General features: G+C 68.3%; 9 protein-coding genes and 1 riboswitch. Of the genes, 2 read left to right on the top strand and 7 right to left on the bottom strand.

What is annotated here, in order from left to right; all coding sequences use genetic code 11:
* The first annotated feature begins 58 nt into the window (after positions 1–58).
* A complete protein-coding gene (locus tag J7357_RS04315; RefSeq protein WP_209245009.1) occupies positions 59–2,014 on the top strand; it encodes a S8 family serine peptidase in 1,956 nt (651 codons plus the stop codon).
* Positions 2,015–2,051: 37 nt separating this feature from the next.
* Here the strand turns inward: J7357_RS04315 and J7357_RS04320 are convergent, their stop codons facing one another.
* Together J7357_RS04320 and J7357_RS04325 are read right to left on the bottom strand one after the other, a co-directional pair.
* Complete coding sequence (locus J7357_RS04320; protein WP_209245010.1) at positions 2,052–2,432, bottom strand: VOC family protein; 381 nt, start codon at positions 2,430–2,432, stop codon at positions 2,052–2,054.
* Between the two features lie 36 nt (positions 2,433–2,468).
* Complete coding sequence (locus tag J7357_RS04325) at positions 2,469–3,722, bottom strand: MFS transporter (protein WP_209245011.1); 1,254 nt, start codon at positions 3,720–3,722, stop codon at positions 2,469–2,471.
* A gap of 99 nt (positions 3,723–3,821) precedes the next feature.
* On the opposite strand from J7357_RS04325, the gene J7357_RS04330 reads away from it, so the two are divergent.
* Positions 3,822–4,727 (top strand): LysR family transcriptional regulator, encoded by a 906-nt coding sequence (locus J7357_RS04330; protein ID WP_209245012.1) that lies wholly within the window; start codon positions 3,822–3,824, stop codon positions 4,725–4,727.
* Positions 4,728–5,530: 803 nt separating this feature from the next.
* On the opposite strand, the gene J7357_RS04335 is transcribed toward J7357_RS04330, so the two are convergent.
* From J7357_RS04335 to J7357_RS04355, 5 genes are all read right to left on the bottom strand, one after another.
* On the bottom strand, positions 5,531–5,863 hold the full coding sequence (locus tag J7357_RS04335; protein WP_209245013.1) for a thioredoxin family protein: 333 nt from the start codon (positions 5,861–5,863) through the stop codon (positions 5,531–5,533).
* An 84-nt stretch (positions 5,864–5,947) separates the two neighbouring features.
* On the bottom strand, positions 5,948–6,508 hold the full coding sequence (locus J7357_RS04340; protein ID WP_209245014.1) for a flavodoxin: 561 nt from the start codon (positions 6,506–6,508) through the stop codon (positions 5,948–5,950).
* 96 nt (positions 6,509–6,604) lie between these two features.
* Positions 6,605–7,645 carry a ribonucleotide-diphosphate reductase subunit beta gene (locus J7357_RS04345; RefSeq protein ID WP_010340146.1) on the bottom strand — a complete coding sequence of 347 codons (1,041 nt, stop codon included), beginning with the start codon at positions 7,643–7,645 and terminating at the stop codon, positions 6,605–6,607.
* Positions 7,646–7,753: 108 nt separating this feature from the next.
* Positions 7,754–10,168, bottom strand: coding sequence for a ribonucleoside-diphosphate reductase subunit alpha (locus J7357_RS04350; RefSeq protein WP_017908331.1), 2,415 nt, complete (start codon positions 10,166–10,168; stop codon positions 7,754–7,756).
* A 180-nt stretch (positions 10,169–10,348) separates the two neighbouring features.
* Positions 10,349–10,568, bottom strand: a riboswitch (cobalamin riboswitch).
* A gap of 186 nt (positions 10,569–10,754) precedes the next feature.
* Positions 10,755–11,116: hypothetical protein (locus tag J7357_RS04355; protein ID WP_209245015.1), on the bottom strand; the 362-nt coding region annotated here is incomplete at its 5' end.

The raw sequence follows: 11,116 nt of genomic DNA on the forward strand, positions 1-11,116 counted from the left end.
CTGCCGGCCCGCCATCGCGTGTCGGCGCACTTCCCCGACCTTCCGTAGAGACCACCAGATGAACCACATTCCCTCGCATTCCCGCAGCCTGCTGGCCCTGTCGCTGGGCCTGGCGCTGGCCTCGGCCGCGCAGGCGCAGTCCGCGCCGCGCTTCTCCGTTCTGCAGAGCGCCATGCCCGGCCAGTCCAAGGTCTACGACGGGCTGATCGTGACCTATCGCGATGGCAGCAGCGAGCGCCGCGACGCCGTGGCCGCCGCGAACAGGCTCAAGCAGATCATGGCCGCGCCGAGTACCACCTCGACCTGGTCCAGCAACTACCGGCAGAGCGCACCGGCGCTGAGCCGGGTGCGCCGGCTCGCCATCGGTGCCGATCTGGTGCGCCCCAACCGTGCGCTGAGCCAGTCGCAGCTAGAAACGCTGATGAGCAGCTTGCGCGCCGATCCGGCGGTGGCGCACGTCGAACCGAACCTGATCCTCAAGCCGATACGCAGTACCGCCCAGGCCACCACCAGCGCGGTCGCCGCACCCAACGATCCCGGCTACGTGGTGCAGTGGCACCTGCGCACACCCGACGGCCACCTGGAGACGCTGGCGCCGGAGACCACCGGCTACGCCAACCGCGGCGGCATCGACCTGCTGCCGGCCTGGCAGTACGGCACCGGCCAGGGCGTCGTGGTCGCGGTGATCGACACCGGCATCACCGCGCATCCGGACCTGGATACCTCGCTGGCCGACGCCGGCTACGATTTCATCAGCGATGCCCTGATGTCCGGCCGTGCCAGCAACGGGCGCGTGCCCGGCGGTTGGGACACCGGCGACTGGACCAGCGAGGACAAGTATCTGACCTCCAACGGCGGCTGCGCGGATCCTGGCCAACAGAGCGACAGCTCCTGGCATGGCACCCACGTCGCCGGCACCATCGCCATGCGCACCAACAACGGCCTGGGCATGGCCGGTATCGCTCCGGACGCCAGGATCCTGCCGGTCCGCGCGCTGGGCCATTGTGGCGGTAGCACCGCCGACATCGCCGACGCCATCGTCTGGGCCTCCGGCGGCCACGTCGACGGCGTGCCGGACAACCCGAACCCCGCCGAGGTGATCAACATGAGCCTGGGCGGCTTCGGCAGCTGCACGGAGGACACCGTCGCCGCACAGGCCATCGCCGGCGCGATCGCACGCGGCTCTCTGGTGGTGGTGGCGGCCGGCAACAGCAACTCGGATGCCGCGTCGTATACGCCGGCGAGCTGCCCCGGAGTGATCAACGTGGCCGCCACAGGCATCACCGGCGGCCGTGCCTATTACTCCAACTACGGCAGCAACATCACCCTGTCCGCGCCCGGCGGCGGCGTCTACGCCAACGATGCGTCCAGCGGCAGCGGCTCGGTGCGTACCGGCCTGGTCTGGTCGACCCTCAACACGGGCACGCACGGCCCCGACCAGCCGGCCTATGCCGGCTACGCCGGCACCTCGATGGCCTCGCCGCACGTGGCCGGCGTGGCCGCGCTGGCGATCAGCGCGGCGATCGGCGCCGGCCGGCCGATGCCGTCGATCGCACAGCTCCGCGACATCCTGACCCAGACCTCCAACGTGTTCCCGGTCAAGCCGACGCTACGCATCGGCGCCGGCATCCTCAATGCCGGCAAGGCCGTGGCGCGTGCGGCCGGCGCCAACGGCGGCGGCGAGGAAGCGACCGCGGTGAGCATCGGGCCAGGGACGTTGAGCAAGCTGTCCGCCGCTGCCGGCCAAGGCACGCTGTACCGGCTGGACGTGCCGGCCAACGCCCGCAACCTGCAGATCCGCACGCTGGGTGGCAGCGGCCAGCTGAAACTGTATGCGCGCGCCATCCGCGCGCCCAGCACCGACGGCAGCGACGCCGACTACAGTTCGGTGCGCAGCGGCACGACCCAGAACGTGCAGATGGCGCTGCCGGTGTCGGGCAGCTACTTCATCCGCCCGACCGGCGGCAGCGGCGGCTACGCCAACGTGACCCTGTCGGTGAGCTACTCGGAGTAAGCGCACGACGCGGGCGCTGCCGCGGCGGCGCCCGCCTTCATAATGGGTTGGCGACCTCGATCAAATTGCCGTCGGGATCGCGGAAATACAGCGACAGGATCGGCCCGCAGGCGCCGGTGCGTTGCACCGGCCCCTGCTCGATCGGCACGGCGGCAGCACGCAGCTCCTCGACCACCTGCGCCAGCGGCGTGGCAGTGAGCAAGCACAGGTCGGCCGAGCCCGGCGTGGGCGCCCGCGCCTTCGGGTCGAACTCGTGACCATGCCGATGCAGGTTGATTTTCTGCTGGCCGAACGTCAGCGCCTTGCGGCCTTCGCCGAAGGTCACCACGCGCATGCCCAGCACCTGCGCATAGAACGCGCAGCTGGCGTCGATGTCGGCGACGGTGAGGACCAGATGGTCGAGATGGGCGATCTGCATCGCGAAATCCTCGCTGGATGACGACGGCGGCGCGGCTCACTCGCCGCGCGGCGGATGCGGCCCGAAGCGGCCATAGGGGCGGCTGTCGTCGGCACCGCGGCGCAGCACCTGCGCGGCGACCAGGCCGATACCCAGCAACACCAGACAGCAGGCGACCAGCGCGTTCCAGCCACCGTGCTGCCAGGCCGCGCCGCTGAGCGAGCCGATCACGCTGGCGCCGGCGTAATAGGCCAGCAGGTACAGCGAAGCGGCATGGCCCTTGAACTCGCCGCCCAGGCGCCCGACCCAGGCGCTGGCCGCCGAGTGCGCGACGAAGAAGCCGATGGTCAGCAGCACGATGCCGGCGATGACCGGCACCAACGCATGCGCCAGGGTCAGCGCCACGCCCAGCGCCGCGGTGGCGATGCCGGCCAGCACCACCGGGCCGCGGCCAAACCGGTCGGAGGCGGCGCCGGCCACCGAGGACGACACGATGCCGAACACGTAGGCACTGAAGATCATGCCGAGCTGGCTCTGGCTCAGCCCGAACTCCGGTCCGCCCAGGCGGAAGCCGGCGTAGTTGTAGACGCTGACGAACACGCCCATCGCCAAGAACGGGATCGCGAACAGCCACGGCAGATGGCGATCGCGCAGATGCCCGCCCCAGGCTCGCAGGTGGAAGCGCAGGTTCACGCCCTGGCGGCGCACGAAGTGCCGCGACGGCGGCAGCAGCCACACGAAGCCGATCGCGGCCAGCAGGTCCACCGTGCTCAACGTGGCCAGCGCGGTGCGCCAGTCGAAGTGATCGGTGAGCACGCTCATGCCGATGCGGCCGACCATGCCGCCGAAGGCGTTGCCGGCCACGTACAGCCCGGTGGCCGCGCCAAGCCGGCTCGCCGGCAGTTCCTCGGCCAGGTACACCATCGCCACCGCCGGGACGCCGCCCAGGGCGATGCCGGACAGCGCGCGCACCACCACCAGCGCGCCCCAGTGCGGCAGGTAGGACGCGAGCAGGTTGAGCAGCGCCGCCAACGCGATCGACACGAACATCAGCCCGCGCCGGCCCAGCGTCTCCGACACTGCGCCGGCGCAGAAGATCGCGATCGCCAGGCCGCCGGTGGCCAGCGACAGCGGCAACGAGCTGGTCGCCGCGCTGAGCCCGAACTCGCGGGCGAATTCGGGCAGCAGCGGCTGCACGCTGTACAGCAGCGAGAAGGTGGCGAAGCCGGCCAGGAACAGCGCCAGGCGGATGCGCAGCAGCGGCGCGTCGTCCACGGCGTGCGCCGGCGGGCATTGGCTGGAGGCGTTCACGGGATGGGTCGCAGCGGGAAACGGAAGGCCAGTATTCGCCTGACCGACCCCGGCGTCCAATATATGATCGGCCCGGTCTTCATATGTTCTGGATATGACATGGAACTGCGCCACCTGCGCTATTTCCTGGCCGTGGCCGAGGCCGGGCACTTCACCCGCGCCGCGGCGCAACTGGGCATCCAGCAACCGCCGCTGAGCCAGCAGATCCGCGCACTGGAGGAGGAACTGGGCACGCCGCTGTTCGTGCGCACACCGCGCGGCGCCGAGCTCACCGATGCTGGCCGCGCCTTCCGCACCGAAGCCCGGCGCGTGCTCGCCGACCTGGAACGCGCCGGCGATGCCGCACGCCGCGCCGCACGCGGCGAGAGCGGCGTGCTGCGGCTCGGCTTCACCGCCTCGGCGGCGTTCAACCCGATCGTGCCGACCCTGGTGCGCGGCTTCCGCCGCGGCTGGCCGGCGGTGACGCTGGCGCTGGAAGAGACCAACACCGCCGGCCTGCTCGCGGCGTTGCTGCAGGGGCGGCTGGATGCGGCCTTCATCCGCTACAGCGTGGCCACGCCCTCGGAACTGCAGTTGCTCAAGCTACCCGACGAACCGATGAAGATCGCGGTACCGGCCGCGCACCGCCTGGCCAAGCGCAAGCGCGCGCCGCTGTCGGCGCTGGCCGGCGAACCCTTCATCCTGTTCCCGCGCAGCTTCGGCACCAGCCTCTACGACGAGATCCTCGATGCCTGCCGCCAGGCCGGCTTCGAGCTGAAGATCGAACAGGAAGCGCCGCAGATGTCCTCCATCGTCAACCTGGTGGCCGCCGAACTGGGCGTGTCGGTGGTCCCCGCCTCCACCGCGCAGGTGCAGTTGCCCGGTGTGCGCTACCTGGACATCGAAGGCCGCGTGCCGATGGCGCGGCTGGCGCTGGCCGCGCTGCCGGCCACGGCACAGGCGATGCCGATCGTGCGCCATCTGTGGCAGTTGGCGCAGGGGCATGCGGCGGGCAGGCGTGGGTAGAGACTGCAGTGCATGGCTGCGCTCTGTATGCATGCAGGAATCAACTGCCGTGCAGCCGCGACGAACGACGCTGCCAGGTACCCAACCTCAACGCGTCGGGACTGAAGTCCCTCCCACAGTGCACCATCCGACTTATCGCAAGCCCCGGCGAGAGGCGTTAGGCATGCCTCGTACCATCAGGCGCGATAGGGGTTTCCACGGTAAAACCTGTCGCGGCTGAAGCCGCTCCTACGCTGGGTTCACCGGGTTACGAGGAACACGCCGCCGCATCACGCTACACGCAACCTCTGGACGCTTGCCGCCCACGATACCTTCACGCCACGCGCAGCGCATTCGCTGGCGGACGCTGCGATGACGCCGACATGCGCTGCAGCGGCAATCGCTCGGACCTTTGCTATTGCTGTTCCTGTTGCTGTTGCTTTGGCTTTTGACTTGCCGGGTTCCCTTCCGAAGCGGCGGCCATCGCGGGGAAACACCCGAAGGGCGGCGTACATGGATGTACGCCGTCCGCGGCAGGGGCAGGATGCCCCTTCCGCGGATCCCCGGGATGGACGCGGACCCGGAGCGCGCAGCGCGGAGGGCGCGAAGGCAGGGCGCGCTTTCTTTTGGTTACCTTTTCTTTGCGCGAGCAAAGAAAAGTAACTCGCCCGCAAGGGCGAAAGCTCTTGCTTTCGCTTGAGATTTTCCTGTCGGATGAAAGGAGGCACCGTAGGAGCGGCTCCAGCCGCGACAGACGTTATGGGAAAGCCCGTCGCGGCTGAAGCCGCTCCTACGAGATACGAGGTGCGAGGAACGCGGCGCGCTCAGCCCAGATGGGTGCGCACTGCTTCGTCGATCTTGGCCGGCGGCACGAAGCCGGGCACGCGCGCCACTTCCTCGCCCTGGCGGAACAGCATCAGCGTCGGCGTCTGCCGCAGGCCCTGCGCACGGAAGAACTCCTCGCCCACGTCTTCCATCTTCACCTTGAGCAGGGTCACGCCCTGCGCCGTGTCGCTCTCGGCGAAACGCTCCAGCGACTTGTCGAGCATGCGGCAACCCGGGCAGTTGTCCTTGTTGAAATCGGCCAGCACGCGCGGGTGCGCGGCGAGGGCATCGGCGAACTGTTCGGCGCTGGAAACGGTGATGGTGGTGAGCATGGAACGGAACCTTGTCTGATGTCGGAGAAACCCAGCGTGCGATGAGGACGCCGGCGAAGCCAGGAAAACGGATGGACGACGGCGTCAGCCGCTGCGGTGCAGCGGAAACTCCATCGCAGCGAACCCGCCCGCACCGGCGGACGGGGGCTCGGCAGCGGCTGCCGGCACCGCGCCTGCCGACGACCCGCGCGCCGCGCGCAACGCCAGCACCTGCGCGCACCAGGCGTCGATCGCCGCGTTGTCGCGGTCGCCGTGCGGCATCTGCTCGATCTCCAGCCGCGGATAGGCGCTTTCGAAGAACCGCGCGATGCGCTTGACCGCACCGCAGTAATACTCCAGCCCCCACTGCGTCTCGCCGGTGCCGAACGCCGCCACTTCGATCGTCTTGCCTGTCGCCTCGACCAACTCGGCGATATAGCGCTTCATCTCCGCCGGCGTGCGCCCGGCGTTGTCGCTCCAACTGCCGAGCAGATGCAGATCGAAGTCCGCCGCGCGCGCGGCATCGCCGAGCGCGCCCTGCAGCGTCTGCAGGTCGGTGTGGATCCAGGTGACCTCGTGCCCGGCCGCCTCGCACTGCGCATGCACGCGGCGGGCGACGTCGCGGGTATTGCCGCTGAGCGAAGCGTAGGCGAGCAGGATATGCATGGGGCGGGGATTTGGGATTCGGGATTGGGGATTCGTAAAGCGGGATTCGACCTTGCTGTTGCGAATCCCGAATGACGAATCCCGAATCCCGGCCCTTCACAGATCGTCGAAGCCGTTGTCCGAGTTGGTCTTCTTGTAGCTGGCGTTGCGCATCTCGAAGAAGTCGGTCTTGGTCTCGGTGAAGTTGTCGGCGTAGGCCTTGATCCACGGCATCACGTTGTCGCTAGCGCCGCTGTACAGCTTCTCGATGCCGAGCATGCCGGACATCTTGTTGGCGCGGTACTTCACGTACTGGATCATCTCGTCCACGTCGATGCCCTCGATGCCGTCGAGCACTTCCGAGGACCACTCGGTCTCCAGGCGGATCGCATGCTCGAAGGCCTGATGCACGTAGTCGGTCAGTTCGTTGGTCTGCAGCTCGGCGTTCTCGCCGATGATGGCGCGGATCAGCTCGCTGATGAACTTGGTGTGGGCCAGCTCGTCGCGGTTGATGAAGCTGATGATCTTGCCGGTACCGGTCATGCGGTTCTGCCGCACCAGGTTGTAGAAATACGCGAAGCCGGAATAGAAGTTGATGCCTTCCAGGATCGAGGACTGGATCAGCGAGCGCAGCAGGGTCTCGGCGGTCTTCTCGCGCATGAAGTCGTCGTAGGCCTGCATGATCGGCTGGTTGCGCGCGATGATGGTCGGATGCGTGCGCGCGATCTCGAACACGCGGTTCTGGTCGGCCAGGCCGGCGATCGAGGCCAGCACGTACGAGTAGCTCTCGTTGTGGATCACTTCCTGCTGGCCGATGATCGCGGCGTTGGCGTGCGCGGCCGGGTCGGTGATGTATTCGGCGACGTTGTAGATGAAGCGCGTCTGCGGCGAATCCAGCGTGGCCAGCAGGCCGATGATCGAGTCGTAGGCGTTCTTCTCGCGCGCCGACAGCTCCCCGTACTGCTTGGCATCGCCCTTCATGTCCACTTCGTCGGGGATCCAGAAGTTGGTCGACAGCTCCTTGTACGCCCGGTAGAAGGACGGGTACGGGATGTCGTTCCAGTTGAGGATGCCGCTGGTGGTGCCGTTGATGATGCCGGTGGAACGGTTGGGGTGCAGCGGTTCGAGGATCTTGATGCGGTCGAGCGCGATGGCCATGGATGTGCTTCGGTAGTCGGGTGAACGGCGCCGGCGGACGGCGCGGGAATACGGAACGCGCGCGGCAGGTCGGGCCTGCCGCGCGGCGCGGGCGTCAGACGCCGGCGATCAGCTCGAGCACCACTCGCACTCGCTGATGTCGATGTCGTTGGAGCGCACGTAGTACGTGGTCTTCAGGCCTTCCTTCCATGCGGTCATGTGCAGGTCCAGCAGGGTGCTGGCGCGGATGCCGCTGGGCACGTAGAAGTTGAAGCTGATCGACTGGTCGACGTGGCGCTGGCGGCGCGCGTTCTGGCGCACGCTGGCGAACTGGTCGACCTTGTAGGCGCCCTTCTCGTAGTACGGATAGGTGTCCACGGTCAGGCCGGGCGCCACCACCGGACGGCGGAAGTCCTTCTTCTCTTCGTAGTAGAACGCGCTGTAGATCGGGTCGATCGACGCGGTGGAGCCGGCGATCTGCGCGGTGCTCATGTTCGGCGCCACCGCCACCATCCAGGCGTTGCGCACGCCGTGCACGCTCACCTGCGCGGCCAGTTCCTGCCACTCGGCACTGTCATAGCCGCGCTTGGTGAAATACTCGCCGTTCTGCCAGTCGCTGCCCTTGAACACCTTGTACGCGCCCTTCTCCTTGGCCAGCGCCAGGCTCGCCTGGATGGTCAGGTAGTTGATGCGCTCGTACAGCGAATCGCTGTAGGCCTCGGCGTCCGGCGAATTCCAGTCGATGCCCTTCTGCGCCAGCAGGTGGTGCCAGCCGAAGGTGCCCAGGCCGATCGCGCGGTACTTCTGGTTGGTGATGGTGGCCTGCGGCACCGGCAGCTCGTTGAGGTCGATGACGTTGTCGAGCATGCGCACCTGGACGCGGATCAGCCGCTCCAGGATGTCCGGCGACAGCAGGTCCGGCTGCGCGGTGACCGCGCGGCCCAGGTTCACCGAGGACAGGTTGCACACGACGAAGTCGCCGGCCTGCTTGGTGGTGACGATCTGGTCGCCGCTGATCATCTCCTGGATGACCCGCGTCGGGCTCATGTTCTGCAGGATCTCGGTGCACAGGTTGCTGGAATACACCATGCCCTGGTGCTTGTTCGGGTTCATGCGATTGACTTCGTCGCGATAGAACATGAACGGGTTGCCGGTCTCCAGCTGGCTGACCATGATCCGCTTGAACATGTCGATGGCCTTGACCACCTTGCGGCCGATGCGCTCGTCGGCCACCACTTCCTCGTAGCGGGCGCGGAAGCTGCCTTCGCCGCGCTTCTCGTCGAAGAAGTCCTGCAGGTACCAGCCCTTGACCTCCTTCACCTCGTGCGGGTCGAACAGGTACCACTCGCCGCGGCGCTCCACCGCTTCCATGAAGATGTCCGGCACGCACACCGCGGTGAACACGTCGTGCGCGCGCAGGCGCTGGTCGCCGTTGTTCAGGCGCAGGTCCAGGAACGCCTCGATGTCGCGGTGCCAGATGTCCAGGTACACGGCGATGGCGCCCTTGCGCTGGCCGAGCTGATCCACCGACACGGCGGTGTTGTTGAGCTGCTTGATCCACGGCACCACGCCGCCGCTGGAGTTCTTGACCCCGCGGATCGCCGAGCCGGACGAACGCACGTAGCCCAGGTAGGCGCCGACGCCGCCGCCGTGCTTGGACACGCGCGCCACGTCGGTGTTGGAGTCGTAGATGCCCTGCAGGCTGTCGTCGACGGTGTCGATGAAGCAGCTCGACAGCTGCCCGCCGATCTTGCCGGCGTTGGCCAGGGTCGGGGTGGCCACGGTCATGTACAGGTTGGACAGCGCCCAGTAGGCCTCGCCGACCAGCTGCATGCGGCGCTCGCGCGGCTTCTCGTCCTGCATCAGGTACAGGGCGATGGTCAGCCAGCGCTCCTGCGGCAGTTCGTAGACCTTGCGCGAGTTGTCGGTGGCCAGGTAGCGCGTGGCCAGCAGGTACAGGCCGTTGTAGGCGAACAGCTTGTCGCGCTCCGGATCGATCATGCGGCCGGCTTCGGCCAGTTCGTCCTTGGAGTAGTTCTTGAGGATGTCGATCGAGTACACGCCGCGGTCGGCCAGGCTTTCCTGCAGGCCGACGTAGGAGCCGTACTTCTCGCCGGCATCGTAGAAACGGTTCTTGCTGGCGCGCTTGTACAGGCGGTCCAGGTACAGGCGCGCGGCGAAGTATTCCCACTCTGGCGTGGCGATGTCCACGCGCGACTCGGCCTCGCGGATCAGGTAGTCGACCATGTCGTCGGCCGACAGGCTTTCCTTCTTCTCGATGAAGGCGAAGGCCTTGCGCTCGTAGTCGCTCACGTCCAGCTGCGGGAACTCGGCGTGGATCCGGTCCAGGGTGCGCTGCAGGCGCGAGCGGTCGAAGGCCATGCGGCGGTTGCCGCCGTCCTTGACGATCCAGGTCACGGCGCGCTGGTCGTTGCTCGGCTCGCTGCTGGCCGTCGGCTCCGGCTGGGCAGTGGCGGCAGCGGTCGTGGGGTCGACGGCGGCGTCGACGGACGCGGTGGCCGGCAGGCTGTGGGTCTGGCTCATGAAGGTCTCCAAGCGTGGTGCACGCGGCCGCCCGACCCTCGCAGGCAGCGGTCCGACCGGGTCCGAAGGTGGGCGGGCGGTGTCGCGAAGACTGCAAACGGCGCAGGCACCGGGCCTGCGGGCGGTCATCGCTGCACCGACCCTCTCCCCCCGGAGAGCGCGCGGTCGGCGCCGCGCGGTGTGCTTCGCGCGGCTGTCGGCAGGTCTTCGGGCTGATGGGCAACGGCCGTAGCCGGTTCCTAGCCCGTCGCTTCCCAAGGCGGGCGCCTCAGTGCGGATGACGGGTTCGTTCCCAATTACCGCTGCGGGGCAGCGCCGGAGTTGGCGTTGGCACGCCGCACCGGCTTCCCTTTTGATCCCGCGGCTTGTGGCCGCCGGAACCGACCACCCCAAGATAGTGGGGTCGGTCGGCGACGTCAACGCTAAATATGGGTGAATTACGAAAACCTAAGCCTGGCAACGGTTTGCCGCGGGCGGACGATTCCGGTCCCGCCGCGGCGGTCGTTCGCGGCCGTGACGGGGCCGTGAAGCCGGCCGCGGCCAGGGCGTTGGCGCCCCCGGACGGCCCCCGCCACCGCCGCCTGTCCTAGGGCCGGCACGGCACCACCGCGCCGCTGGCGTCGGTGCAGGTGCCGGTGTGGACGACGCTGCCGTCCTGCACGCTGGTGCTGCCCTGGTAACTGCCCTGTGTGCCCGCGACGCTGCTCTGGCGGCTGCCGCTGAGCGTGCCGTCGGCGGCGCGGGCCAGGCTGCCGCTGCTGCTGGCAGTGGCGCCGTCGGCGCCTTGCACGCTGGCGCTGCCCTGGCGGCTGGCGCTGCCGTCGGCGTTGCGCTCGGCACTGCCCTGGCGCGTGGCGCTGCCGCCGGCGGCCGTCGTGCGGGTGGCGGCGCTGCTGGCGCTGGTGTTGCCCTGGCCGTCGGCCTGCCATTGGCGGGCGCGCTGAACGC

The organism is Xanthomonas sp. D-109 (genome assembly GCF_017746095.1).
GTDB lineage: Bacteria > Pseudomonadota > Gammaproteobacteria > Xanthomonadales > Xanthomonadaceae > Xanthomonas_A > Xanthomonas_A sacchari.